This window comes from Winogradskyella psychrotolerans, from assembly GCF_018860565.1.
GTDB classification, from domain to species: Bacteria; Bacteroidota; Bacteroidia; order Flavobacteriales; family Flavobacteriaceae; genus Winogradskyella; species Winogradskyella damuponensis.
Window position 1 is genome coordinate 17,144 of record NZ_JAHKPS010000004.1, and the last position, 25,608, is coordinate 42,751.

Annotated in this window: 25 protein-coding genes; 12 read left to right on the top strand and 13 right to left on the bottom strand. The window is 31.5% G+C overall.

Annotation, left to right across the window (positions count from 1 at the left end):
• Window positions 1–8: 8 nt before the first annotated feature.
• Entirely contained in the window at window positions 9–1,100 is a 1,092-nt protein-coding gene (locus KO504_RS01255; protein WP_215924522.1) for a glycosyltransferase, read from the bottom strand.
• A 148-nt stretch (window positions 1,101–1,248) separates the two neighbouring features.
• Here KO504_RS01255 and KO504_RS01260 point away from each other — a divergent pair, with 148 nt between their 5' ends.
• Window positions 1,249–2,388, top strand: coding sequence for a glycosyltransferase family protein (locus tag KO504_RS01260; RefSeq protein ID WP_215924523.1), 1,140 nt, complete (start codon window positions 1,249–1,251; stop codon window positions 2,386–2,388).
• A gap of 2 nt (window positions 2,389–2,390) precedes the next feature.
• On the opposite strand, the gene KO504_RS01265 is transcribed toward KO504_RS01260, so the two are convergent.
• The 4 genes from KO504_RS01265 to KO504_RS01280 are packed head-to-tail and all read right to left on the bottom strand — an operon-like array spanning window position 2,391 to window position 7,097.
• A complete protein-coding gene (locus KO504_RS01265; protein WP_215924524.1) occupies window positions 2,391–3,680 on the bottom strand; it encodes an O-antigen translocase in 1,290 nt (429 codons plus the stop codon).
• 13 nt (window positions 3,681–3,693) lie between these two features.
• Complete coding sequence (locus KO504_RS01270) at window positions 3,694–5,001, bottom strand: O-antigen translocase (protein ID WP_215924525.1); 1,308 nt, start codon at window positions 4,999–5,001, stop codon at window positions 3,694–3,696.
• Window positions 5,002–6,123 (bottom strand): DegT/DnrJ/EryC1/StrS family aminotransferase, encoded by a 1,122-nt coding sequence (locus tag KO504_RS01275; RefSeq protein WP_215924526.1) that lies wholly within the window; start codon window positions 6,121–6,123, stop codon window positions 5,002–5,004. It abuts the gene before it with no gap.
• A complete protein-coding gene (locus KO504_RS01280) occupies window positions 6,120–7,097 on the bottom strand; it encodes a GNAT family N-acetyltransferase (RefSeq protein WP_215924527.1) in 978 nt (325 codons plus the stop codon). The genes KO504_RS01275 and KO504_RS01280 overlap by 4 nt, the downstream gene beginning before the upstream one ends.
• A gap of 260 nt (window positions 7,098–7,357) precedes the next feature.
• On the opposite strand from KO504_RS01280, the gene KO504_RS01285 reads away from it, so the two are divergent.
• Window positions 7,358–8,530: a hypothetical protein gene (locus KO504_RS01285; RefSeq protein WP_215924528.1), complete on the top strand. Its 1,173-nt coding sequence runs from the start codon at window positions 7,358–7,360 to the stop codon at window positions 8,528–8,530.
• Window positions 8,520–9,671, top strand: coding sequence for a glycosyltransferase family 2 protein (locus KO504_RS01290; RefSeq protein WP_354667373.1), 1,152 nt, complete (start codon window positions 8,520–8,522; stop codon window positions 9,669–9,671). The genes KO504_RS01285 and KO504_RS01290 overlap by 11 nt, the downstream gene beginning before the upstream one ends.
• 2 nt (window positions 9,672–9,673) lie before the next feature.
• Here KO504_RS01290 and KO504_RS01295 read toward each other — a convergent pair whose 3' ends face one another.
• Entirely contained in the window at window positions 9,674–10,228 is a 555-nt protein-coding gene (locus KO504_RS01295) for a class I SAM-dependent methyltransferase (protein WP_215924529.1), read from the bottom strand.
• Between the two features lie 100 nt (window positions 10,229–10,328).
• The gene (typA, locus tag KO504_RS01300) at window positions 10,329–12,128 is read right to left on the bottom strand and encodes a translational GTPase TypA (RefSeq protein WP_215924530.1); all 1,800 of its coding nucleotides are present in this window, start codon (window positions 12,126–12,128) and stop codon (window positions 10,329–10,331) included.
• 211 nt (window positions 12,129–12,339) lie between these two features.
• Between typA and KO504_RS01305 the strand changes: the two genes are divergently transcribed.
• From KO504_RS01305 to KO504_RS01320, 4 genes are all read left to right on the top strand, one after another.
• Window positions 12,340–12,699 carry a hypothetical protein gene (locus tag KO504_RS01305; protein ID WP_215924531.1) on the top strand — a complete coding sequence of 120 codons (360 nt, stop codon included), beginning with the start codon at window positions 12,340–12,342 and terminating at the stop codon, window positions 12,697–12,699.
• A 120-nt stretch (window positions 12,700–12,819) separates the two neighbouring features.
• Complete coding sequence (gene kdsA, locus KO504_RS01310; RefSeq protein WP_215924592.1) at window positions 12,820–13,623, top strand: 3-deoxy-8-phosphooctulonate synthase; 804 nt, start codon at window positions 12,820–12,822, stop codon at window positions 13,621–13,623.
• 70 nt (window positions 13,624–13,693) lie between these two features.
• Entirely contained in the window at window positions 13,694–14,551 is an 858-nt protein-coding gene (locus KO504_RS01315; RefSeq protein ID WP_215924532.1) for a hypothetical protein, read from the top strand.
• Window positions 14,552–15,016 (top strand): GNAT family N-acetyltransferase, encoded by a 465-nt coding sequence (locus tag KO504_RS01320; protein WP_215924533.1) that lies wholly within the window; start codon window positions 14,552–14,554, stop codon window positions 15,014–15,016. It abuts the gene before it with no gap.
• A 19-nt stretch (window positions 15,017–15,035) separates the two neighbouring features.
• Here KO504_RS01320 and KO504_RS01325 read toward each other — a convergent pair whose 3' ends face one another.
• Window positions 15,036–15,635 (bottom strand): DUF1684 domain-containing protein, encoded by a 600-nt coding sequence (locus tag KO504_RS01325; protein ID WP_215924534.1) that lies wholly within the window; start codon window positions 15,633–15,635, stop codon window positions 15,036–15,038.
• A gap of 115 nt (window positions 15,636–15,750) precedes the next feature.
• Between KO504_RS01325 and KO504_RS01330 the strand changes: the two genes are divergently transcribed.
• Window positions 15,751–16,722, top strand: coding sequence for a YpdA family putative bacillithiol disulfide reductase (locus KO504_RS01330; RefSeq protein WP_215924535.1), 972 nt, complete (start codon window positions 15,751–15,753; stop codon window positions 16,720–16,722).
• Window positions 16,723–16,732: 10 nt separating this feature from the next.
• Here the strand turns inward: KO504_RS01330 and KO504_RS01335 are convergent, their stop codons facing one another.
• Complete coding sequence (locus KO504_RS01335; RefSeq protein ID WP_215924536.1) at window positions 16,733–17,176, bottom strand: Lrp/AsnC family transcriptional regulator; 444 nt, start codon at window positions 17,174–17,176, stop codon at window positions 16,733–16,735.
• A gap of 117 nt (window positions 17,177–17,293) precedes the next feature.
• On the opposite strand from KO504_RS01335, the gene KO504_RS01340 reads away from it, so the two are divergent.
• Entirely contained in the window at window positions 17,294–17,689 is a 396-nt protein-coding gene (locus KO504_RS01340) for a hypothetical protein (protein ID WP_215924537.1), read from the top strand.
• 54 nt (window positions 17,690–17,743) lie between these two features.
• Here the strand turns inward: KO504_RS01340 and KO504_RS01345 are convergent, their stop codons facing one another.
• The 4 genes from KO504_RS01345 to KO504_RS01360 form a co-directional block, all read right to left on the bottom strand.
• Window positions 17,744–18,358 (bottom strand): DEAD/DEAH box helicase, encoded by a 615-nt coding sequence (locus KO504_RS01345; protein WP_215924538.1) that lies wholly within the window; start codon window positions 18,356–18,358, stop codon window positions 17,744–17,746.
• Between the two features lie 54 nt (window positions 18,359–18,412).
• A complete protein-coding gene (locus KO504_RS01350) occupies window positions 18,413–18,952 on the bottom strand; it encodes a sigma-70 family RNA polymerase sigma factor (protein ID WP_215924539.1) in 540 nt (179 codons plus the stop codon).
• Between the two features lie 245 nt (window positions 18,953–19,197).
• Window positions 19,198–19,671, bottom strand: a complete 474-nt coding sequence (locus KO504_RS01355; protein ID WP_215924540.1) for an OsmC family protein — start codon at window positions 19,669–19,671, stop codon at window positions 19,198–19,200.
• 122 nt (window positions 19,672–19,793) lie between these two features.
• Window positions 19,794–23,207, bottom strand: coding sequence for a methylmalonyl-CoA mutase family protein (locus KO504_RS01360; RefSeq protein WP_215924541.1), 3,414 nt, complete (start codon window positions 23,205–23,207; stop codon window positions 19,794–19,796).
• A 145-nt stretch (window positions 23,208–23,352) separates the two neighbouring features.
• Between KO504_RS01360 and purU the strand changes: the two genes are divergently transcribed.
• From purU to KO504_RS17300, 3 genes are all read left to right on the top strand, one after another.
• Window positions 23,353–24,207, top strand: coding sequence for a formyltetrahydrofolate deformylase (gene purU, locus KO504_RS01365; RefSeq protein ID WP_215924542.1), 855 nt, complete (start codon window positions 23,353–23,355; stop codon window positions 24,205–24,207).
• A 143-nt stretch (window positions 24,208–24,350) separates the two neighbouring features.
• Window positions 24,351–25,061 (top strand): DUF4197 domain-containing protein, encoded by a 711-nt coding sequence (locus tag KO504_RS01370; protein ID WP_215924543.1) that lies wholly within the window; start codon window positions 24,351–24,353, stop codon window positions 25,059–25,061.
• 92 nt (window positions 25,062–25,153) lie between these two features.
• On the top strand, window positions 25,154–25,351 hold the full coding sequence (locus tag KO504_RS17300) for a Lacal_2735 family protein (RefSeq protein WP_215924544.1): 198 nt from the start codon (window positions 25,154–25,156) through the stop codon (window positions 25,349–25,351).
• The last annotated feature ends 257 nt before the right edge of the window (window positions 25,352–25,608 follow it).

The window sequence follows — 25,608 nt, forward strand, 5'->3', positions numbered from 1 at the left end:
GTTCAGTTTTATTTTAATAAGTCTTGCCATACTTTGGTAATCTCTTGCCGTGAAAATTTACGGACACTAGATTCAGCATTAGCCTTACAATGTTTGTATAAATCAGTATCAGAACTTAATCGAGTTAAAGCATTTGCTAAAGCTTCTGTATTATAATTTTCTATTAAAAGACCATTATGTTCGTTAACTATGATTTCATTGGGTCCTGATTTACAATCTACAGAAACCACAGGAGTACCCAATACCAAAGACTCTAAGAGAACTCTTGGAAATCCTTCATACCTGCTAGTTAATACTGTAAATAACGCATTTGCTATGACTTCATTTGGGTTGGACATATAAGGCAAAAAGATAACATCATTTGAAAGATTCAATGCATCAATACGCAATTTAAGCATTTCAAAATCAGAACCTTCACCTAAAATTTTAAGTTTAATCCCTGCTTCTGCTAGTGATGAAGCAGCATAACCATCAAGCAACAGAGAAATATTTTTATGCGTATCGTCTAATCTTCCAAAAAAAAGAATATAGTCCTCAGAACTAGTTCGTTCAGATGCAATTGTTTTATTTTCAATGGTATCAACAGGATTATGAATTACTTTGGTATTTTTAAAACTATAATCTTCAATTAGCTTTTCGCATATTCCTTTAGAAACACCAACAATTTTATAAGCATTACCATATAAAAATTGTGCTAAAATCCTATTAGAATGCACATACAAGTCCACTTTGTAATTTCTCACACAATATATGGTCTTATTTGGTTGGTATACTAATTTTGAAATTATAAACTCTTTAAATAAACCTATTCGAGTTCGGTTATCAATGACATAATCAAAATTATGTCTTCTTAAATACCGTTTAAAAACTCGCAACCGATTTAACCTCCCTAAAACAGAATCATTTTCATCTTTTAATGCGCCTAAATTGAGTAACTTTCCTTTGTATGGAAATTCAATTGTATTTAACACACTCACTACGTGAATATCAAAACCAACATCAAAAAGCATTTGGGATAATAAGCCAGAAGAGCGTTCTGCACCACCTTTACCTAAAGAACTTACTACAATACAAATCTTTTTTTTATTGGCTTTTGTCATTAACGAGTATCTTTGAAACAAATGTAACGATATAAATGAAACATGCTTATTTGAATTATAGTATATGTCTCAAAAAAAAGTTCCATTTACTCACTCAATTTAACAATAATGAGACAATAGTCTCAAAATAAAACACCTCTATTTTTACATGAAAATTTTATTAGTTGGCGAATATAGCAGGCTTCATAATTCTTTAAAAGAGGGATTAGAATTACTTAACCATGATGTTACAATTGTGGCTGCAAAAGATGGCTTTAAGAATTATGAAGTGGACTTCCCTATTTATAAAACATATGAAAAAGGATTTCTAAGAAAATTCAAAAATCTTATTTATAGATTTACTAAAATTGACCTTGAATCAATTCAAATTAAAAAACAAATCATTAATCTGAAACCCAAACTCAGTGATTTTGATGTTGTTCAATTTATTAATGAAGCCTCATTTTTATGTACTGCCACTATTGAAAAAGAGATTTTCGATTTAATTTCAACTTGGAATAAAAACGTTTTCCTATTGTCTTGTGGTACCGATTACATAAGCGTGAAATATGCGTACGATAAAAAATTTAGATATTCAATTCTAACTCCTTATCTAAATGGAAAAGATCAAATTTTAAGCTCTTATGGTTTAAAATATTTAGAGCCCGATTTTGTAGAACTTCACCATCATATTTATAAATCTATCGTTGGCGTTATAGCATCCGATTTAGATTATCATTTACCACTATTAAATCATCCTAAATATTTGGGACTCATTCCAAATCCGATAAACACGGAACAATTAGAGTTTAAACCATTAAAAATTGAAGATAAAATCGTCATATTTCATGGTATAAATTCAAATAACTATTACAAAAAAGGTAATGATATTTTTGAAGAAGCCTTAGCGATTATAAATCAAAAGTATGCAGATAAAATAAAAATTATAACTGTAAGAAGCTTGCCTTATAACGAATACATAAAAACTTATAACGAAGCACATATAATGCTCGATCAAATTTATGCTTACGATCAAGGGTTTAATGCTTTAGAAGCTATGTCCAAAGGGAAGGTTGTTTTTACAGGTGCAGAAAAAGAGTGGCTAGAGTATTATAATATTAAAGAAGATACTATTGCTATAAACGCTTTACCAGATGCTAAAACCATTGCAACTAAATTAGAGTGGTTAATTCTTAATCCTGAAAAAATTCTTGAAATTTCGATACAAGCTAGACGCTTTGTAGAAACACATCATAATTATAAAACTTGTGCTGAGAATTACCTAAAAACGTGGCAAAATCATATTTGAGACTACTCCGTTTTTGAGGCCGTTTGATTGTAATAACCTCTAATTACAAAAACTACGACTATAAAGTAGATAATATACCTTACGAAATGCGCAATAACAATGCCTTCTGTACCATAGTACTGAATAAAGACTTTTGACAATACAAAAAACAATCCTAGAGAAATTATTTCAGTAAACACAAAACTTTTTACTAGTCGTTTAGCTAAAAACTGATGGGATAAGACTAAGGCGCCTAATCTTACAAAATCACCTAATAATTGCCATTTAAACAAAGGTTTCATTCCTGTAAAATCTGGGTAAATAAAAAGAATAATATAGTCTTTAAGACTATAAACTAAAAGCATTCCTAATCCAAAGATTGGCAGTATGGTTTTATAAATATTGACTACTTCAATCTTAAATTCGTGCTTATTATGGATGCTGGCGAATTTTGGTAACACATACAGCGTAAATAATCCTGTGGCAAACACCATATAGTTTTTAGAAATAAATGTAATTGCGGTCCAATACCCAGCTTCATTAATGTTTATTTCATCTGTGACCAAGGTTCTTATATTCAACTCTATATAATTCAACAAAAATGAAGATATAAAAGACATTAATGTAAATGCTAATAACTTATTTTTATAAATAAGGCTAAGCGTTAAAGACTTAAACTTTACATAGGTTTTTAACGTTTTTCCAAATACAAATGCCAAAACAACTAACTGAATCACTGGTGCTAGTACAATGGCTATAATTACGCCTTTTAATTCTGAAGTATATAAACCAATAACAACAGCAACGGTTGCCAAAAGATAACTGATGAGTTCTATTTTAGCATAGCGTTTATAATCTGATAAACCACTAACTACAGCATTAACCACGCGGCTTCCAGCAACAAAAGGCACAATAACCGCTAATAACTGAAAAATATAAATATACTCCTGAGAATGAAAAAGGTAGTTGGACAAATACGAGGCTCCAAAAAATAAAACAGCTGCAGAAACAACGGAACCAATTATAGCAAAAATGGTTACAGTTGAAAATACTTTTGAAAGTTCTGGCTGATTGTTTTTAAATTCAGCGACATACTTTACAACACCATTAAATGTTCCTAAGGTAGATGTACTTGTGAGCATTGCTAAAACATTCCTCACCTGACCAATACTTGCATAACCAGCTTCTCCAACAGTAACCGCAAGTAAACGCTGAATAAATGCAGAAACTATTAACCTAATAGTAATAACCACTGCATTAAGTGATGTAATCTTAAGCACGATATTATTACTAATAAATTTTGGAAGCTTCACTTGTTGGTTTTTATTAATTATCTAGGCCTTCTTCGGTAATAACCCCAAACAAAGAACTACTAAAAAGTAATAGTATTATTCCAAAGTACATAAAATAGCTTAAGCAGTGTCCCATTACTGCGCCTTTAAGTCCAAATTCATCAATAAGATAAATACTAGAAAAAAACATAACAACAAATAAGAACACTTCTAAAATAAGAAAGTGAGCAAACATCTTTTTTGCCAAAAATTGATAAGCAATAACCATAGAAAGTACACGTGCAATATCTCCTAATATTTGATAACCAAATAAATCCTCAACAGGTTTAAAGTCTTCAGTAAACAATAAGTTTACTAACAGAGATCTACTAAGGTAAATAATAAGTAACAATACTAAAAACACAGGCATTATGGTTTTATAAAAGCTAAAAACTTCTTTTCTAAATGCTGTTTTTGAATTGATTTCAGAAAATCGAGGTAAAATATACAGTGCCATTAACGAATTAATAAACATGAGATAATAATCTGAAACTCTGGTCATCGCTGTCCAATATCCAGCAGATTTTATTCCTACCTCATCAATGAGGTAATTCCTAATTATAATCATAACAATAGGTAAAGCAATAGCACTAACCAAAGCCATTATCATATAAGGACTCAGTTTATTTAAAATAGACAAACTTACTTGAGTAATCTTAATTGAAGACACTAAGCTTTTTCTGAATGCGATACCTACAATAGTAATAAGTAAATTTAATGCTGGTGTTATAACAACAGCCAATAATGCACCATCAATATTCTCTTGATAAATAAGAATTAAAGTCACTAAAAGTCCTAAAATTTGACTAAGAATATTAATAAGCAGTAAAAATTTATGCTTAGAAAACCCATTCATAATGGAAAACGCAAACATGTTTAAAGCATAAAACGGTAAGACAAGCGCCAAGGTTTCAATGACATAAATATAGTTGTAGTTTGAAGAAAATATAATATCATTTATAAAGCCTGCATTGAAATAACATACAAAAGCCAAAAACACAGAAGAAAAGAATCCGAAGTAAAATACTGTAGATAAAGTCTTGGTAAGCTCAACTGCATTATCTTTAAATTCATTAACAAATTTAACGACACCTTTGTAAAGACCTGAAATTGCTAAGGATTGAATGGCACTTAAGAAATTTCGTAAATTCCCAATGAAGGCCATACCTTGTGGACCTATGTAAATAGCTATGAACTTAGAAATTAAAATTCCGGCAATAATCCTAAGGCTAAGATTAGCCATATTTAAATTCGCTGCCTTTACTAAAACTTCGTCATTTATGTAATTAAAAAGCTTTTTCAATTAGTAGATATTTAAAATGTCTATAACAGTTTGAATGTCATTATCTGTCATTACAGGACTTATTGGCAAACTTATAATTCTTTTATGAATCTTTTCTGTAAGCGGCAGATTAAAATACGAAAATGTTTGCAAGGCTTTTTGCTGGTGTGGTGGAATTGGATAATGGATTAACCATTCAATAGCATTTTGATCTAAAAACTTAGTAAAATCTGCTCTATCCTCAACCTCAACAACAAATGCATAAAACACATGATTCTGAGATCCATCGTAAAACGGAAGTTTAATTTTTAAATTATTAACTCCTTTTAAATAAGCTTTTGCAATTGCACGTCGTCTTTGATTGTCTTTATCTAAAGTTTTCAGTTTGATACTTAAAAAAGCTGCTTGTATATCATCTAAACGGCTATTGTATCCCACAATTTTATTGGTATACTTTTCCTCGCTTCCATAATTACGCAGCAATTTTATAACTTCAATAAGTTCTGAATCATTGGTTGTAACTGCGCCTCCATCTCCGAGTGCTCCCAAGTTTTTACTAGGATAAAAACTAAATGCTGCGGCATCTGAAAGGTTACCTGCTTTAGGTGAAGTTGAAGTTGAACTGTCCTTTTTAGAATTTAAAATTGCTCCATGTGCTTGAGCTGCATCTTCTATGAGCAATAAGTTAAAATCAGACGCTATTTGCTGTAATGCTTCAACCTGAGCTAATTGGCCATATAAATGTACCATAATAACAGCCTTAGCTTCAACAAATAAGCTGTAATTAGTCTCTACTGAGATATTATAAGTCTCTGAATTAGGCTCAACTAAAACAGGAATAAGTTCGGCATGTAAAACCGACAAAATTGTGGCAATAAAAGTATTTGCAGGTACTATGACCTTATCTCCTTTTTTTAATTTTCCGAGATGTATATACCCTTTTAATATCAATGTGAGCGCATCTAAGCCATTTGCTGTACCTACACAGTGTTTTGTTCCGCAATAGGCAGCAAACTCATTTTCAAACGCTGTAACATTTTGACCTAAAACAAAATGAGAATCATCCAAAGATTTACTAAAAGAGGCTTGAAATGCATCGCGAAAACGGTTATTGATTTTATGTAGATCTAAGAATTTAATCATACCAGCACATCGTCGAACACGTTAAAATTTTCTGTAGTTATATTATAAAATTCTTGTGAAATTGAACGCGCCCCAAAACCCTCTTTCCAAAATAATAAGCCCTCATTTATGTGTTGACCTTGGTTTATATTAGACGTTCCAAAATTGAAATATTTTTTACTTTTAAAGACATTTTCAATGAGGTGATGATGCAGAAAATCTAAGCTTCCCAATTTATTTTTATCTACATTGCCGGAAATATATTGGCAATGTGCTACATTTTGTGTTTCAAAAATAGTCGTTCCACCAACAATTTCTTCTTTATAAAACACATTAAACTGTCTAATATTATTTGGAAATCGTGATTTTAAAAGTGTGATTTCTTCTATACTATGCACGGGTTTTACCGCATGTTTTATTTCTAAATTTGGAATTAGAATGGTATTCCAAAATAATTCAAAAGTTTGTGATTCTAAAACTTTTAATTTCGATTTAATTCCTCTTTTAAAACCTTCTTTTCTGCTGTTTGAATATGATTTATACTTTAAATCTACCACTGAATGCAAATCTGTTCTTAATAACTCAGCATTGGTTTTAAATAGTATATAAGCTATTGGATTATTAATCTGATTTTGCAGATAAATAGCTGGAAGTTCTTTTAAGATTAAGTTGGTAATTTTCTTTTGGTATAAAAACTCCAAAATTGATTTAAATACTTGAATATAATCGGTTGTTTTTATTTTTTTAGAATAAATTAAACTACCATAAGTCAATCCTTGATGCGAATACAACGAATTATCTACCAAATTTGCAGGCAATAAGGCAATAAGCTTTTGCTTTTTATAAATTAATAAGGAAAAGTCATGAAAAATATGGCTGTGATAATCCATAAATTCACGCTGGAACAAAAAGGTGTTTTGGTTGCTGTTCAAAACAAAATTGTTCCATGTTTCTTTATCCGAAGATTTATATAAAATGACTTTGTATTCTGACATTAATCAAAAATAATCCTATTTTTTATTATGTTATAATTACAGAGGTAAAATTACCATTAGAATTTATATTTCAACAAATTAAAATTTAAATTATCTACATTTGTAACTTACATATCTTTAATTAATAAATGGAATATCAGAAGAACAAGTATTTAACTAAAGAAACCCGTTTTTTATTGATTCTTTATTGCGGTGTCTTCCTCTTTTGTATCTTTTCAGATCCAATTTATTCTCACGACACATACAGCTATTTAAAAGCTATGCCCTACCGTCAATTGGGCTATGTAATTTTTTTAAAAAGTTTTAGTTTCCTTTTCGGTTTACATTTTGATGTAGTAGTTGTAACTATTCATGCCATATTTAGCTTATTTGGTGTTCATTTTTTTTATAAAAAAGCAACTTCACTATTTAATTTAAACAATCTCTATAAATTCTTCATAATAGCAATATTATTATTTCCATTTTTCCCACCATTACTTATTGCTAATAATTTGTGCTCGGAAGGTCTTGGTTATGGACTATATCTTATATTCATTGCCATTGGTGTAGATATACTTTTTAATAACAAACAAGAATATATTAAATATTATATCATTGTATTTCTTGGATTAGTTTTTATGAGAAGTCAATTTATAATTTCTACTTTAATTTTCGCAGGAGTCTATTTTTTAATACATAGAAAATATATTTTCAAAAGAAAGCATTTATTAACCATTTTAGTTATGTGTGGTGTGGTGTTGATTGCAAGCTTAACAGAGCGTAGTTATCATAAATTAAAAGATGGTTTTTTCAAACCTACACCATTGGGTTATACGAGTGCCTCAACAGCTCCAATTTATCTTTCTGATAGTACAGATTATTTGCTTATCGAAGACAAAGATTATAGAGAAATACTAAAAATTAGCTTTGATACTTTAATTAAAAAGGATTTACTCCTAAAAGCAAACGAAACCCCAAAACAAGACTACTTATTTTTCCATAACAACCTACCTAAAATATGCAACCAAACTGTTAGAAAACAAGGTGTTGAATACTATTTGAAAAAAGAACAACCAAAAGAATGGAGTTTTAATCAAGCAGCTTCTTATCCCTATTTTGAAACTGAAGCAGCTTGCAAAGTTTACACATTTACCTTAATTAGAACGAATTTTGGAAAATGGTTACAGTTGTTTTATACTAATATTACTCATGGCTTTTATACTCCACTACTCTTTTTCTTCGTGGTAATTATGTTCTTTTTTAGTTTGATAAAAACAACTTTCTATTATAAAAGGAGTTATGCTATTCTATTTTTATTATCGTCATTAATTTTATCAAATGCACTTTTTATAGCTTTCGCAAGTCATTCTATACAACGCTATCTATTTTACAATTATGCTTTGTTATTTTTGTTGTTTATTAGTACAATCAAATTATTAAAACGTGAACAGTAAAATTGAACTTTCTATAGTAATGCCGTGCCTAAACGAAGCAGAAACGCTTACTATTTGCATAACAAAAGCACAATTATTTCTTAACGAGAATAACGTTAACGGAGAAATTATAATTGCAGATAATGGAAGTACTGATGGCTCTATTGCAATTGCTACATCATTTAATGCAAACGTGGTCCATGTAGAACAAAAAGGTTATGGAAGTGCGCTAAAGTCTGGAATTGATGCTGCAAAAGGTTCATATGTTATTATGGGAGATGCTGATGATAGTTACGATTTCTCTAACCTTCTGCCATATCTAACAGAGCTAAGAAAAGGCAAGGATTTAGTAATGGGAAACCGGTTTAAAGGTGGTATAGAAAAAGATGCGATGCCGTTTTTACATAAATATTTGGGCAACCCTGTATTATCTTTTATTGGACGTTTATTTTTCAAAATTAAGATTGGTGATTTTCATTGTGGGTTAAGAGGTTTCTCTAAGAAAGCTTATAACATTATGAATTTAAAAACTTCAGGTATGGAGTTTGCGTCAGAAATGGTTGTAAAATCTAAGCTAAATAACTTATCGATTGCAGAAGTGCCAACCAAATTACATAAGGATGGCAGAACTAGACCTCCACATCTAAATACGTGGAGCGATGGCTGGAGACATTTACGTTTTTTAATGCTTTATGCTCCAAATTGGCTTTTTCTATATCCTGGAATCCTATTGGCATTCGTTGGAATTGTAATGTCAGTTATTCTTATTATAAACCCAATTAAATTTGAAAACTTCACTTTAGATGTACACACCTTACTATATACCACTGCATTTTTATTAGTTGGTTTTCAATTTATCATTTTCTATGGCTTAACAAAGATATTTGCGGTTGAGAATGAATTACTACCTAAATCTAATCGTTATAACAAACTCTTCAAATTTATTAATCTCGAAAAAGGTTTAATTGTTGGGATATTACTTTTACTTATCGGAGTGTTTTTAAGCTTTAAAGGTATAGCTTCTTGGAAGGAAATTCATTTTAGAGAATTAGATACTAGTACCACATTGCGAATTATAATTCCTGCTATAACAACTTTACAACTTGGGATTCAAACTATATTGTTTAGCTTATTTTTTAGTATTTTAGGGCTTAAGAAGTAAACTTATTCTAATTTTTCAAAAACAAATAAATTATTCAGTCCTAGTTGAAATCGTTTATGTTTTATAAGTTTGAATTGTTCTGAATTAAATATCAACGGCATATCTTCAATCTTAAAACCATAATGTTCTTCTAAAGACATACCATCAATTAATCTCAATTTGGTTAAAACCCAAAGAATATGATCTACAAATGGGGAGGGAACAGTTATAATTATTCGTCCTTTTGGGTTTAAATAATTGTAACAATTATTTTTGAGTTGAACTTGTTCTTCTGTAGGAATGTGTTCTAAAACGGCAAGCATCGTAATTCCATCAAAGGTCTGATTTTTTGGTAAATCATTTGGGAACTTCCCTGGAATTAGCGTGTAATTTTCTTTTTGAATTGTTTCCGTTAATAATGGATCTATACCAATACTAAATGAAATTGGTTTCGTTTTTAACTTTTCAAATAATGTGTTATCGTAACAACCAATATCCAAGATGCTGTCATTAGCTCTTACATGAGGCGTTGTCATTTTTATGCGCCAATCTCTTAAAAACCGATCTATAAATTTCATTTATATGTTGAATTATTTCAAATTTAAAAATACGAGAAAATAAAAAAAGAGAAACACTTTTCAGTATTTCTCTTTTATAAATCTATCAATTAATTTGTAATTACATATTCTTATTACGCTTACGATCTACTTCTTTTAAATAGATTTTACGTATTCTTAAGTGGTTAGGCGTTACTTCTACATACTCATCTTTCTGAATATATTCTAAAGCTTCTTCTAATGAAAACTTAATAGCTGGTACAATCTTAGCTTTATCATCTGCTCCAGAAGAACGTACGTTACTCAACTTTTTAGTTTTAGTAACGTTAACTGTCATATCATCTCCACGAGAGTTTTCACCAATAACCTGACCTTCGTAAATATCTTCACCTGGATCTACAAAAAACTTACCTCTATCTTGTAATTTATCAATAGAATAAGGAATAGCTTGTCCGTTTTCCATAGAAACTAACGACCCATTTTGACGTTCTGGAATTCCACCTTTTAACGGTTTGTAATCTGTAAAACGGTGTGCCATAATAGCCTCTCCTGCTGTTGCAGTTAATAATTGATTACGTAAACCAATAATACCACGAGAAGGGACTATAAATTGACATACCATACGGTCGCCTTTAGCTTCCATACTTATCATTTCACCTTTACGCATCGTAACCATTTCAATAGCTTTACCTGAAACATTTTCTGGCAAATCAATAGTCATTTCTTCAAAAGGCTCACATTTAACTCCATCAATTTCCTTGATGATTACTTGCGGCTGTCCAATTTGAAGTTCATAACCTTCACGACGCATTGTCTCAATTAAAACAGACAAGTGTAATACACCACGGCCAAAAACCATAAATTTATCTGCACTATCTGTTTCTTCAACACGTAATGCTAAATTCTTTTCTAACTCTTTAGTTAAACGGTCTTTAATATGACGAGATGTTACAAATTTTCCGTCTTTACCAAAAAAAGGCGAATCGTTAATAGTAAATAACATGCTCATTGTTGGCTCATCAATAGCAATGGTTTTTAAACCTTCAGGATTTTCAAAATCGGCAACAGTATCACCAATTTCAAAACCTTCTAAACCTACAATAGCACAAATATCTCCCGTTTGTACTTCGTCTACTTTTAAACGTCCTACACCTTCAAATGTATGTAGTTCTTTAATCTTACTTTTTACAATAGAACCGTCTCTTTTTACTAAAGAAATCTGCTGGCCTACTTTTAAACCACCTCTTGTTAAACGACCAATAGCAATTCTACCTGTAAAAGAAGAGAAATCTAAAGATGTAATTAACATCTGTGTAGTGCCTTCATCAAATTTTGGCTCAGGGATATGCTCAATAACCATATCTAATAAAGGCTCAATATTTTCAGTTTCATTTTTCCAGTCATCACTCATCCAGTTGTTCTTTGCAGAACCATACACTGTAGGGAAATCTAACTGCCATTCTTCTGCACCAAGTTCAAACATTAAGTCAAAAACTTTCTCATGTACCTCATCTGGTGTACAGTTTTCTTTATCTACTTTATTTACAACCACACAAGGCTTTAAACCTAAGTCAATTGCTTTTTGTAGTACAAAACGCGTTTGAGGCATTGGCCCTTCAAAAGCATCTACTAAAAGTAAAACACCATCAGCCATATTTAATACACGCTCTACTTCTCCGCCAAAATCGGCGTGACCAGGTGTATCAATAACATTGATTTTAGTGTCCTTATATATAACGGAAACGTTTTTAGAGGTAATTGTAATCCCTCTTTCACGTTCTAAATCGTTGTTATCAAGAATTAAGTCCCCTGTGTTTTCGTTCTCACGAAACAATTGACAGTGGTACATAATCTTATCTACCAATGTGGTTTTACCGTGATCGACGTGCGCAATAATTGCAATATTTTTAATCTTAGCCATAACTGATGCTGATTTTTAAGCGTGCAAATGTACGGTTAATTCTGCTTTTTTCGTTAATTAAATGTTATATTTTAATTATCAAGCAATTTGAGTTCATATCTTTAGTTAAATAATTGATTTACAATACAAAGCCTATCTGAAAAAACCAATCGTTAATTAGGCGTTTATAACTGTAGTTTTAAACCCCATTTAAACCTTTAATTATTAACAAATGCAAACCATTAATAAATTCACCAAGTTTATCCCTTACCTCTATTTTTTATCGGTAATTACCTATTGGTTTACTACTATAAATAAAACGGAAGGTATTTCTGCTTATCCTATTTTATTATTTGGAATTCCTTTTTTATGGCAACTCATTACACCTAATAGGAAGCTAAACTTCTCATTAGGAATTGTTTTTGTTTGCTTATCGTCTTACCTAATACTCGCTTATCTTTTTAACTTACTCAATATTATTCATTGGACAGATACAGCAAGAAAACTACTTTTCTATGGTGGTGTTTTAGTTGTTGGTAATTTTGTAATGTCGCTTTGGATGATACGAAATAGTATAAAAAAAGCATTTTAAATATTAAAAAAAGCCCTGAATTTTATACTCAAAACACAAATAACTAAAAATCTTGGTCCCAACTAAACATTCATAATCGTATCTTTGCACCTTAATTTTAAGTTTAAAGCTTTGATAACAATCCCAAAATTAAAACACACGCAATCCAATAATTTCTTTCTACTTTGTGGCCCTTGTGCTATTGAAGGCGAAGATATGGCACTTCGTATTGCAGAAAAAGTCATAAAAATTACAGACAAACTGGAAATTCCTTACGTTTTTAAAGGTAGTTTTAAAAAAGCGAATCGAAGTAGAATTGATAGTTTTACAGGAATTGGGAATGAAAAAGCTTTAAAAATACTAAGAAAAGTTTCTGAAACTTTTGATGTTCCAACAGTGACAGATATTCATGAAGCATCTGATGCGGCAATGGCAGCAGCATATGTAGATGTATTACAAATTCCTGCATTTTTGGTGCGACAAACCGATTTGGTTGTTGCGGCAGCTAAAACAGGAAAAGTAGTTAATTTAAAGAAAGGACAATTTATGAGTCCTGAAGCCATGAAACACGCTGTACAAAAAGTAAAAGATGCGGGAAACGAAAACGCATGGATTACAGATAGAGGAACAATGTTTGGCTACCAAGATATGATCGTAGATTTTAGAGGTATTCCAACCATGCGCCAATATGCACCAACAGTTTTAGACGTTACACACTCATTACAACAACCTAATCAAAGTATTGGTGTTACAGGTGGACGACCAGATATGATTGAAACAATTGCTAGAGCTGGCGTTGTAAATAATGTAGATGGACTATTTATTGAAACCCATTTTGATCCTGCAAACGCCAAAAGTGATGGAGCAAATATGTTACATTTAGATAATCTAGAAGGTTTACTAACTAATTTGGTCGCCATTAGAAAAACTATCAATTCATTTTAATTTCATTTTCTAGACATATTTTGTAAGCAATCGTATTTGATTGTGACTATCTCTTTTTTACTCCAAGCTTATGACAATTAACTTTAATAGAGCCTTAATTATTGGGGTTACTCTTTTTTATTCAACCTTAGGTGCACAAACACAAGAAAGTCCAAAATACACGTCTTCTAATAAAGGTAAATTCTTTATAAGTTGGGCCGGAAATAGAGATTCATATTCAAAGTCCGATATAAGGTTTAAGGGAAAGGATTACGACTTTACAATTAAAGATGCCACAGCTAAAGACAAACCTAAAGGCTGGCATGTAGATTATATAAATCCAACACGGATAACTATTCCGCAAACTAATTTTAAGCTCGGGTATTTTATTTCTAATCATTATATGGTTTCATTTGGAGTAGACCACATGAAATACGTAATGAACCGAGACAAATACAGAACTGCAGATGGTTATATCAATTTACCTGAAGATGAATTAGGAAGCACCTACAATGGGGTTTACGATAACGAAACCTTATTTGTATCTTCAGATTTATTAAAATTTGAACACACAAACGGGCTTAATTATGTCTATACAGAATTTGCTAGATACGATGATATATCCTCAATCTTCGGAATTAAAAATACGGATACCTTTCAAATAAATATCACAGAGGGATTGGGTGCAGGTGTGCTTTATCCTAAAACCAATACTACACTTTTACAAAAAGAGAGGTACGATGAGTTTCATGTATCTGGCTATGGTTTATCTGCTAATGTTGGATTAAATTTTACTTTCTATAAACACTTTTTTGTTCAATTAGAGGCAAAAGGTGGTTATATAGACATGAATGATATAAGAACCACAAATGATTCTGCAGATAGAGCAGAACAGCACTTTTTATTTTTTCAACGCATCATTGCTTTTGGTGGCATTTTTAGAATATAAATGATACAGGTTAGACAAGCACAAATAAAAGACAGTCTAGAAATTAGATCAATTTTTAGAGATACTATTATTAATGTTAATGCAAAAGATTATTCAGAAAAACAGATTGCTACTTGGGCTTCTGGTGCTGAGGATATTGAACGATGGGAAGAACGCATTAATACACTCTATTTTATTGTTGCTGAAACAGAAAACAACATTGTAGGATTTGCCTATTTAAAAAATGGCAATTATTTAGATGGCCTTTTTGTTCATAAAGATTTTCAACGTCAAGGTATTGGGTCAAAATTATTACGAATTGTAGAATCGCAGGTTATGATGAATGATTTTGAAGTTATTAAATCTGATGTAAGCAAAACGGCTTTACCTTTTTTTGACAACAAATATTACGACGTAATCAAAAAGCAAAAGAAGAATTATAAAGGCCTTGTTTTTGAGAATTATTTGGTTGAGAAACTATTTTAACCAAACTAAAATTCTGTAATTATTTTACAAAATCCTTAACTCCTGCTTTAATTTCTATATCAACATAATTAACTCTTGGCACTATTGGACAAGAAAATTTTTCATTGTACACACAAGCTGGATTGTAGGCTTTGTTAAAATCAATTTCTAAAGTATCTCCATCAGGTATTTTTAAATCTAAATAACGTCCACCTCCATAAGTTGAATCTCCATTGGTCTGATCTAAAAAGGGTAAAAACAAATAATCTTCAAAACCTTCCGTCTGCATTAATTCTTCACCTTGATACACGTTTAATTGAAATGATTGTCCTTTTATTTCAAACATTACAACACCATAAATACGCTCCTTAGAAAGTCTATCATCTGTTGTTTTCATATTAAACCACTCACTATCTGGTGTACGTTTTAATACCGCTTTTACAACAAACGTAGAATCAAATTTAAAAAAGTCTAAACCTTCAAATGTTTTTAAATCTTTTGCTTTTAAGGGAGATTTTGAAGCATCCTTAAACTCTGCATTCATTTTTTTCTGAAATGGCGTTTCGTCAACAATCCTTTTTTTACTTTCAGAACAACCAAACGTAAAGATGACCAAAAAAAACAATACCAAATTCTTCATTTCAAATTAATTTAAACTTCAAAAATACAACATATAGAATTTCATTTTAGTTTTATGAGATATTTAATAGTATACATTTTATAATTATCTACTTTAAATGTAATTTTAAACACTTATGAAAGAATTAGATTTAGACGTTTTAATTATTGGAGCAGGCCCAATAGGAATTGCCTGTGCTTTAGAATGTAAAAGGCGAAACTTAAATTATGTTGTACTTGAGAAAGGTGCTTTAACCAACTCATTATTTAATTATCCGTTAAACATGACCTTTTTTTCAACGTCTGAAAAATTGGAAATTGACAACATTCCTTTTATCAGTAACAATCCTAAACCAACACGAAACGAAGCTTTAGAATATTACAGACGTGTTAGTACTTCTAACGTATTAAAGATTCATCTTTATGAAAAGGTAACAGAACTCAACAAAACACCAAACGGTTTTACTATTCAATCTAACAAATCATTATACAATGCTAAAAATGTTATTATAGCGACTGGTTTTTATGACATCCCTAACCTCTTAAATGTAGAAGGTGAAGATTTACCAAAAGTGTTTCATTATTACAAAGAAGCACACCCTTTTTCGCTACAAAACATTGCCGTTGTGGGCGCCAGTAACTCATCTGTAGATGCCGCTTTAGAAATTTATAGAAAAGGCGGAAACGTTACCATGGTTGTTAGAGGTGATGGCATTGGAGAACGCGTAAAATATTGGGTAAAACCAGATATTTTAAACCGTATTGAAGAAGGAAGTATTAAAGCCTATTTTAATTCTGAAATTAAAAGCATAAAACCTTCCGAAATTATTATAAATACTCCTGAAGGTGAAAAAACAATAGCTAACGATTACGTTATTGCATTAACAGGCTACAGACCTAACTTTGAATTTTTAGAAAACGCTGGAATTGATTTTTCAAAAGATGGCAAATCCATTCCAAATTACAATCCAGAAACCATGGAGTCTAATGTAAAGGGACTTTATTTAGCTGGAGTGATTTGCGGAGGAAAAGAAACCCATAAATGGTTTATTGAAAACTCTAGAATACACGCGAAACGGATTACTAAACATATAGATAAAAACAGATAAATTTAGATTTTTATTTTACAGGTTTTATTTCACTGTATTTTATAACATGAGACAGCACAATTTGAGTCTTTGTTTCTCCGTATGTTATAAGCTGATCTATAAAAGCTTCTAAGTGTTTTTGATTTTTTAGAACAACTTCCATTACAATGTTTTCATTTCCTGTAATTCGGTAGCAATTCACAACCTCATCATAAGTTTTAACCTTAACCAAAAACGGTTTTAGCATTCCCATAAATGCACGTAATGTAATTAAAGCTTTGAGTTGATAACCCGCTTCAAAAGGAGACACAAAAGTGGTATAACCTTGAATAATTTCGGCATCCTCCATTTTTTTTATACGCTCAGAAACCGCAGGCGAACTAATACCTACACGTCTTCCTATTTCGGCATTAGACATACGTGCATTTTCTTGCAGGCACTTTAAAATCTTCCAATTTAAATTATCTATATTCATTTAAAGAAACTAAGGTAAAATAACATCAATATTAAAGTAAATATACAAAACGACTTTAAATATTAAAGTTCAATTTCATTTTTAGTGCTTAAATTCGTGTGTATTGCTATTAAAATTATGAGTTACCACCTACCATCGCATTTTTCCGAATTGCCTGTTTACCAAAAGGCTATGGACATTATTGTACTTTCACGAAGTATTTCAACCTACCTCAATCAAGATTTATCATATTTGAATGCTGATGGTTCAGAGGATGAACATATTTATTTTACAGGAGATATTATACAGCAATCTACTAATCTGGCCCCTCAAATTATTAATGCAGAACAAGAACGTTGTTCTCATAAAAAAAGTAAACATTTAGAAAGTTTAGATCGCCTAACCACTCGGTTATATAGTAATTGTAGGCGGTTAGAAAAATCAAATAGTAATGGAAGGGATTATTTACCTATTCTTAGAGGTGAATTAAAAAAGTTTAGAAAACTAAAGCGTCATTGGATGATGACCTTGTAATGCGCCATAACGCAGCTCTGTTCATGTCCTCTCGGAATTAATTCATCGTTTATATTATTTGCTTTTTATTAGGTGCGCATTACTCATAAAAGCATTTTGGTAGTTCTTTATTCTAGAATTCATATCATCTGCAATAATTACAAACTGACATTTATTAAGACTCTCTGATAATCGTAAAATATGATTATAAGCATTATTTCGACCTAAATAATCGGCATCTTCAATAGCAAATAGCTGAACTTCTCCTAAATGAATTCCATTTAAAAAATAAAGTTTACTCAGACGAGACGGAGTTGCGATTACAATATCTTGCCCATAATACACTTCTGTTTTCTGCTTTTCAATATCGTATTCATCATAAAGTGCATAAATTCTTAAATCTGTGTTTTTGGTAAATCTTTCATACTCCTCCATTAATTTTAGAACATCAGCTTTGTCTTTTGCAACAATAATTGCACGCGGAGAATCCTCAAAAGCAGCTGCTTTTAATTTATGAATAGCAGTAATTATGAGTGCCGTACTTTTACCACTTCCTTTGGGTGCAATGACATAAGCATCTGATCCCCCTTTTAAAATGGGTAATACTTTTTTCTGAAGCGGATTTGAAGTTTCATAACCAGCGTTTTCTAAAGACGCTTTTAATAAAGGATGTAATTTTTTGAAAGACATGTATGCAATTTTTAATAGTAAATTAAAGATTTACTAATGGCTGCAAAGATACCACTAATGACAGACTTTACAGTCGGCTTTGTCTTGTATTTCTCCAACTAAATGGCCGTCTTCGTTCATTTTAAAACCACAGCAATCCATAAAACCTTGTGCAATCTGTTTTCTTGCACGTTGAATTTGAGATTTCACCGTAGGTAATGATAAGTGTAACTGATTGGCAATCTCTTGTTGTTTTAAACCTTTAATATCGGATAAAAACAAAGGATCTCTATATTTTTTAGGCAAGCTTTTTATAATACCTCTAAGGCAGTCTTGCTCTGAATGTTGATGAGTTTCTGGTTCTGATGCTACTTCTAAATCATCTACAGCAAGTTCTTTTTTACGCGCTCTGAAATAATCTAAAATAGTATATCTAGCAATTGAAAACAACCATGGTTTTAGCTTGTCTTCATCTTTTAAAGTATGCAATTTCGTATGAACTTTAATAAAGGTCTCCTGAAGAATATCTTCTGTAACCACAGGATTCTTAACCTTACTTAAAATAAAGTGTCTTATATCTTCTGCATAAATACCCCAAACAGCTTTCGTAGTCATATTCTAAAGTAATTAAAATTAGTTCGGACACAAAACTTTGCATCCGAACTAACACTAATTTAACAATTGCAATTTGTACATGTACAATTATCGCATGTACAGTTTTGACAATTTCCTTTTGAGCAACCCTCACAGTTGCAAGTACAATCTTTATTTTTCATGATATCTGTTTTTTATATTCATATAATAGACGAGATAATCCCAAAAAAGATGCAAAAAAGATGATAATATTTATTGATATTAAATCATTTCACCAATACCAATGCATCATGAGTAATTGGAAAATTACAAGAATTGGCTATAAAGCATAAGCTGTTGGCTTCTTTATGTAAACTCAATGCCAATTCTTTTTGATTAACATCCTTTATCGTTACTACAGGTTTTAATCGTACGGTTTTAAAACTTCCGCTTCCCGAAGCATTCACTTCTAAATCACCTTCGGCATTATCTGTATAACTTAAGACTTCTATATTATTTTGAGCACAAACGTATAAATAAGACATCATATGACACGATATTAAAGCAGACAATAATAAGTCTTCTGGATTATATAATGTATCATCTCCTCTAAAGGGTTTCGCTGCGGATACGTGTAATGAGGTTGCCTTATTGTCTATTAACACCTCGTGATTTCGACTGAATGCTCTTGGGTTCTGTGTACTTTCGCCTTGGTTAACTGTCCAATTTACGTTTGCTTTAAAGGTGTGCTTAATAGACATGGTTTTTCTATTTTATAAAAAAAGCGCTTCAATTGAAACGCTTTTTTAAATTTATTTGTTGAGATTCCAAATCAAGTTTCGGGTAAACGATTCACACACTTTTCTAAAAAAAAGAAAAGTAGTTACATATTTCTACGATACTGACCACCAACCTCAAATAATGCTGACGTAATTTCACCTAAACTACACACTTTACAAACTTCCATTAAAGCTTCAAATATATTTTCGTTGTTTATGGCACGTTGTTGTAAGTCTTTCAGCAATGCTTTTGTATCGTTTGCTGCATGAAGATTTGCTAAGGTTTTAATCTGAAACTGCTTTTCTTCTTCCGTTGCTCTAATGACTTCCGCAGGCACAACTGTTGGAGACCCCTTACTACTTAAGAACGTATTTACTCCAATAATTGGGAATTTCCCGTTGTGTTTTAAGGTTTCGTAATACAAGCTTTCTTCTTGTATTTTGCTACGTTGGTACATCGTTTCCATGGCACCAAGAACACCTCCTCTTTCTGTAATTCTATCAAATTCTAAAAGCACAGCTTCTTCTACTAAATCCGTTAATTCTTCAATTATGAAAGAGCCTTGGATTGGATTTTCGTTTTTATTTAATCCTAATTCTTTATTGATAATTAATTGAATTGCCATCGCACGTCTAACCGATTCTTCAGTTGGTGTTGTAATAGCCTCATCATACGCGTTAGTGTGTAATGAGTTACAGTTATCATAAATAGCGTATAATGCTTGAAGCGTTGTACGAATATCATTAAAGTCAATTTCTTGTGCATGTAAACTACGCCCAGAGGTTTGAATATGATACTTTAACATTTGTGCTCTTGCATTGGCGCCGTATTTGTGCTTCATGGCTTTTGCCCATATTTTTCTGGCAACACGACCAATTACAGCATATTCTGGATCTATTCCGTTTGAGAAAAAGAATGATAGGTTTGGACCAAACTTATTAATGTCCATACCACGACTTAAATAATATTCCACGTAAGTGAAACCATTAGATAAAGTCAACGCTAATTGCGTAATTGGGTTGGCTCCTGCTTCTGCAATATGATATCCAGAAATTGATACCGAATAGAAGTTACGAACGTTATTCTCTATAAAATACTCTTGAACATCTCCCATTAAACGCAGTGCAAATTCTGTAGAGAAAATACACGTATTTTGTGCTTGATCTTCTTTTAAAATATCTGCCTGAACCGTTCCTCTAACCTGAGCAATGGTATTCTTTTTAATTTCTGCATATACGTCTGCTGGCAATACTTGATCACCAGTGACACCTAATAACATTAAGCCTAAACCATTATTCCCTTCTGGTAACTCTCCATTATAAGATGGACGTTCTTTACCTTTATAAAGCTTCGCTATTTTAGTCTCTACTTCTTTTTCCAGTCCATTTTCTTTAATATACAATTCACATTGTTGGTCAATGGCAGCATTCATAAAGAAACCTAATAACATTGGCGCAGGACCATTTATCGTCATACTTACCGATGTCATAACATTTGCCAAATCAAAACCAGAATACAGTTTTTTAGCATCATCTAAACAACAAATACTAACTCCTGCATTACCAATTTTTCCGTAAATATCCGGTCTTAAATCGGGATCGTTTCCGTAAAGCGTTACACTATCAAAAGCAGTAGATAAACGTTTGGCTGGTAAGCCTGCACTTACATAGTGAAAACGTCTGTTAGTACGTTCTGGCCCTCCTTCTCCTGCAAACATACGCGCTGGATCTTCGCCTGTACGTTTAAAAGGATATAATCCTGAAGTATATGGAAATTCACCTGGTACGTTTTCTTGCAATGTCCAACGTAATAAATCTCCCCAAGCTTGATACTTTGGTAAAGCAACTCGTGGAATTTGTAAGTGCGATAACGACTCAGAATGTGTTTCTATTTTTATTTCTTTATCTCTTACCTTAAAGCTATAAATTGGATTTTTGTATTTGTTTACTTTCTCATCCCAACCTGTAATGACTTCCCAATTGTAAGGATCTAAGTTTAATTTTACACGGTCGAATTCGCTAACTAAAAGTTTTACAAAATCTTCATTACCAGCATTCTCCGAGATAGATTCTGAAGCAATTCCTGCTTTGTCTAATTTTGGTGTTACTTCTAAAACAGATTCTAATGTTTTATAAATACCGTATAAACGTTGTGCGACTTCAACTTGCGTATCTGCTGTTTTATCGTACGCGCGATTATTCTCAGCAATTTCAGATAAATAGCGTGTTCTTGATGGTGGAATCACAAAAATTTTCTCACTCATTTCCTTAGAAATTTTGAAAGTCGATTTTAATTCTGAGTCTGCCCTTTCAACCAATTTATCCATAATGGCTTTATAAAGCGTATTCATTCCTGGATCGTTGAATTGTGAAGCTATAGTACCATAAACAGGCAAATCGTCTTGATGCACATCCCAAAGATTATTGTTACGCATGTATTGCTTTTTCACGTCACGCAACGCATCTAAAGAACCACGTTTATCAAACTTATTAATAGCTACCAAATCTGCAAAATCTAACATATCGATTTTTTCAAGTTGTGTCGCTGCACCAAATTCTGGTGTCATAACGTATAATGCCACGTCTGAATGTTCCATAATCTCAGTATCAGACTGACCAATACCAGACGTTTCTAATATGATTAAATCGTATTCTGCAGCTTTTAAAACTTCAATAGCTTCGTTTACGTATTTTGATAAGGCTAGGTTAGACTGACGTGTTGCTAAACTACGCATATACACTCTTGAGTTGTTAATCGCATTCATACGAATACGATCCCCTAAAAGTGCTCCTCCTGTTTTACGCTTAGAAGGATCCACTGAGACTAAACCAATGGTTTTTTCTGGAAAATCGATTAAAAAACGACGCACTAGCTCATCGACTAAACTGGATTTACCAGCTCCACCTGTTCCTGTGATACCTAAAACTGGTGTTTTAGACGTTTTATTTTTAATATGAATTTTGTCTAATGTCGCTTTTGCAACTTCAGGGAAATTTTCTGCTGAAGAAATAACTCTAGCAATTGCTTTTGGGTTTTTAGTAGGAAGAATATCTACCTCGTTACTTAGTGTATCTCCAATAGCAAAATCGGATTGTTGTACCAAATCATTAATCATGCCTTGTAAACCAAGTGCTCTTCCATCATCTGGAGAATAGATTCTGGTAATTCCATAATCCATTAATTCTTTAATTTCTTCAGGGAGAATAACTCCACCTCCACCTCCAAAGATTTTGATATGACCAGCTCCTTTTTCATTGAGCAAATCATACATATATTTAAAATACTCGTTATGACCACCTTGGTAAGAGGTCAATGCAATCGCATTTGCATCTTCTTGAATCGCCGTATTCACAACTTCCTCTACACTTCTATCGTGACCAAGGTGAATGACTTCCACTCCTGTAGATTGAATAATACGACGCATTATATTTATAGCAGCATCGTGTCCATCAAAAAGAGATGCGGCTGTTACTATACGTACTTTATATTTTGGTTTATAAGGTGCAACTTGTTCCATTCTTAAAAATCTTGCTTATTTGAGTGGCAAATTTAAGGAATATTCAAAAATCTAAAGCAATAATCATCAATTATCTAAAACTTAAAGAAAGTCAGGTTCACGCGGAATTTTAATTAATTTTAACAATTCATTAAAGATCAATTTTATGCAAAAAATCACATTACTTATTCATTGTGAAGACCAACCCAACATTATTGCATCTGTAACTAATTTTATAGCTACCAATGATGGAAACATCGTTTATATAGATCAACATGTTGATAGAGAACAAAATATCTTCTTTATGCGTTTGGAATGTGAATTTGCATCTAACACATTTGCTCTAGAAAACTTCAAACAACTTTTTAGTACAACCTTAGCTCAGAAATTTCAACTGGAATGGAAAATTTTTGCTGCTGAAAGAAAACCTAAAATGGCCTTGTTTGTTTCTAAGTACGATCATTGTTTATACGATATTTTAGGACGTTATAATTCTGGAGAATTGTTTCTTGAAATTCCATTTATCCTAAGTAATCATCTCGATTTAAAACCTATAGCAGACAGTTTTAATATTCCGTTTTATCATGTTCCGATAACTGCATCTACAAAAGATGAAGCCGAACAAAAACAATTAGAGCTATTGAAATCGCACGCTATTGATTTTATTGTTTTAGCGCGTTATATGCAAATTGTATCTAAAACTTTAATTGATAATTATCCTAATAAAATAATTAATATTCATCATTCCTTTTTACCTGCATTTGTTGGTGCCAAACCTTATCATTCAGCTTATAAACGCGGAGTAAAAATTATAGGCGCAACCAGTCACTATATTACAGAAGAACTCGATGCAGGACCTATTATAGAGCAAGATGTGGCGCATGTGTCCCACACGCATTCTATAAAAGATTTAATTGCCAAAGGTAGAGATTTAGAAAAAATCGTTTTATCTAATGCTATTAAGCTTCACACAAAAAGAAAGGTTATGGTATATAACAATAAGACAATTATATTCTCTTAAACATTAAAACACATACATTAAAACAAAAATTAAAGTGACTATTCATATTAACAAGTGTCTATAAATTAAGAACAATTTAGCTTTAAAATTTAAAGCATTTTTACCTATAAGAATTATCTTTACCAACAATTAAAACTACAATCATGATTAAAAGAATTTTTGCCCTACTAATTATTTTCAATTTAACAGCTTGCGCCGAGTTACAACAGGTTGTTGATTCTTTACCACAAGGTACAAGTGATGTTATAGGCAACGCTGATATCGCAGCAGGATTAAGAGAAGCGCTAGACGCAGGTATTGAGAAACAAGTAAGCAAATTAACCGCTGAAGATGGATTCTTTAAAAATGAATTAGTAAAAATAGTTTTACCAGAAGAACTACAGAAAGTAGACAGTGCACTTCGTAAAATAGGATTAAGCAGTTTAGCTGATGAAGGCTTAAAAGTTTTAAACAGAGCTGCTGAAGATGCTGTATCGGAAGCTACTCCAATTTTTGTAAATGCCGTAAAAGATATCACTTTTGATGATGCTAAAAATATTCTTTTAGGAGAAGATAATGCAGCAACATCATATTTAACATCAAAAACGCAGACCGAACTTTATAGCAAATTTCAACCTGTAATTAATAATTCATTTAGTAAAGTTGGAGCAGATAAAATCTGGTCTAATCTAATTACTAAATACAATAGCCTTCCATTAACTAGTGATGTAAACCCGGATTTAACGGATTATGTTACTGGCGAAGCTCTAAAAGGTGTTTATACAATGATTGCTGTTGAAGAAAAAGAAATTAGAACTAAAGTCTCTTCTCGAGGAACGGATTTATTGAAAAAAGTATTTGCTTTACAAGACTAAAACGTTAAAGTCATTATTTTTTGCTACAATTTTCTGTATTTTTAAAAGATAAATCACTAACTTTCAACGACTAACTAATATTTTTTTTCGTTGTGGCCCATATTGATAAACTTCTAAATAAAAGGAAAAGGCTAAATCATAAATATAAGCAGCTTATTGAAGATGCTTATAATTTAAGACAAACAGACCACGCATTAAGTGACTTTTCAGAATACAAAGCCACAAAAGTTCTCAATAAACTTAACAAGCTTAAATTTGTTGTTGGAGACGCGAAATTGCACGCTAATTAATTAAAAACCTTAAGTAATTAAACTACATTTAATTATATCCTAATATTAGCATAACATTTAACTTATAATATATCAACATCTTTGTAATGCAAAAGATTGAGATAGTAATAATTTTAATTGAAATTATGAATTAAAAGTCGGTATTTAATTAAATACCGACTTTTCTATGTTATAGTATTTCACATTTAATCATATCCTAATATTAACATAACATTCAAACTAAAGAATATCAACATCTTTGCAGTGCAAAAAAGATT

Excerpts from the sequence above, each read along its gene's own strand:
- KO504_RS01255 (WP_215924522.1), bottom strand. The coding sequence starts at position 1,100 with ATGACAAAAGCCAATAAAAAAAAGATTTGTATTGTAGTAAGTTCTTTA.
- KO504_RS01260 (WP_215924523.1), top strand. The coding sequence starts at position 1,249 with ATGAAAATTTTATTAGTTGGCGAATATAGCAGGCTTCATAATTCTTTA.
- KO504_RS01275 (WP_215924526.1), bottom strand. The coding sequence starts at position 6,123 with ATGATTAAATTCTTAGATCTACATAAAATCAATAACCGTTTTCGCGAT.
- KO504_RS01280 (WP_215924527.1), bottom strand. The coding sequence starts at position 7,097 with ATGTCAGAATACAAAGTCATTTTATATAAATCTTCGGATAAAGAAACA.
- KO504_RS01285 (WP_215924528.1), top strand. The coding sequence starts at position 7,358 with ATGCCCTACCGTCAATTGGGCTATGTAATTTTTTTAAAAAGTTTTAGT.
- KO504_RS01295 (WP_215924529.1), bottom strand. The coding sequence starts at position 10,228 with ATGAAATTTATAGATCGGTTTTTAAGAGATTGGCGCATAAAAATGACA.
- typA (WP_215924530.1), bottom strand. The coding sequence starts at position 12,128 with ATGGCTAAGATTAAAAATATTGCAATTATTGCGCACGTCGATCACGGT.
- KO504_RS01305 (WP_215924531.1), top strand. The coding sequence starts at position 12,340 with ATGCAAACCATTAATAAATTCACCAAGTTTATCCCTTACCTCTATTTT.
- KO504_RS01315 (WP_215924532.1), top strand. The coding sequence starts at position 13,694 with ATGACAATTAACTTTAATAGAGCCTTAATTATTGGGGTTACTCTTTTT.
- KO504_RS01320 (WP_215924533.1), top strand. The coding sequence starts at position 14,552 with ATGATACAGGTTAGACAAGCACAAATAAAAGACAGTCTAGAAATTAGA.
- KO504_RS01325 (WP_215924534.1), bottom strand. The coding sequence starts at position 15,635 with ATGAAGAATTTGGTATTGTTTTTTTTGGTCATCTTTACGTTTGGTTGT.
- KO504_RS01330 (WP_215924535.1), top strand. The coding sequence starts at position 15,751 with ATGAAAGAATTAGATTTAGACGTTTTAATTATTGGAGCAGGCCCAATA.
- KO504_RS01335 (WP_215924536.1), bottom strand. The coding sequence starts at position 17,176 with ATGAATATAGATAATTTAAATTGGAAGATTTTAAAGTGCCTGCAAGAA.
- KO504_RS01340 (WP_215924537.1), top strand. The coding sequence starts at position 17,294 with ATGAGTTACCACCTACCATCGCATTTTTCCGAATTGCCTGTTTACCAA.
- KO504_RS01345 (WP_215924538.1), bottom strand. The coding sequence starts at position 18,358 with ATGTCTTTCAAAAAATTACATCCTTTATTAAAAGCGTCTTTAGAAAAC.
- KO504_RS01350 (WP_215924539.1), bottom strand. The coding sequence starts at position 18,952 with ATGACTACGAAAGCTGTTTGGGGTATTTATGCAGAAGATATAAGACAC.
- KO504_RS01355 (WP_215924540.1), bottom strand. The coding sequence starts at position 19,671 with ATGTCTATTAAGCACACCTTTAAAGCAAACGTAAATTGGACAGTTAAC.
- KO504_RS01360 (WP_215924541.1), bottom strand. The coding sequence starts at position 23,207 with ATGGAACAAGTTGCACCTTATAAACCAAAATATAAAGTACGTATAGTA.
- purU (WP_215924542.1), top strand. The coding sequence starts at position 23,353 with ATGCAAAAAATCACATTACTTATTCATTGTGAAGACCAACCCAACATT.
- KO504_RS01370 (WP_215924543.1), top strand. The coding sequence starts at position 24,351 with ATGATTAAAAGAATTTTTGCCCTACTAATTATTTTCAATTTAACAGCT.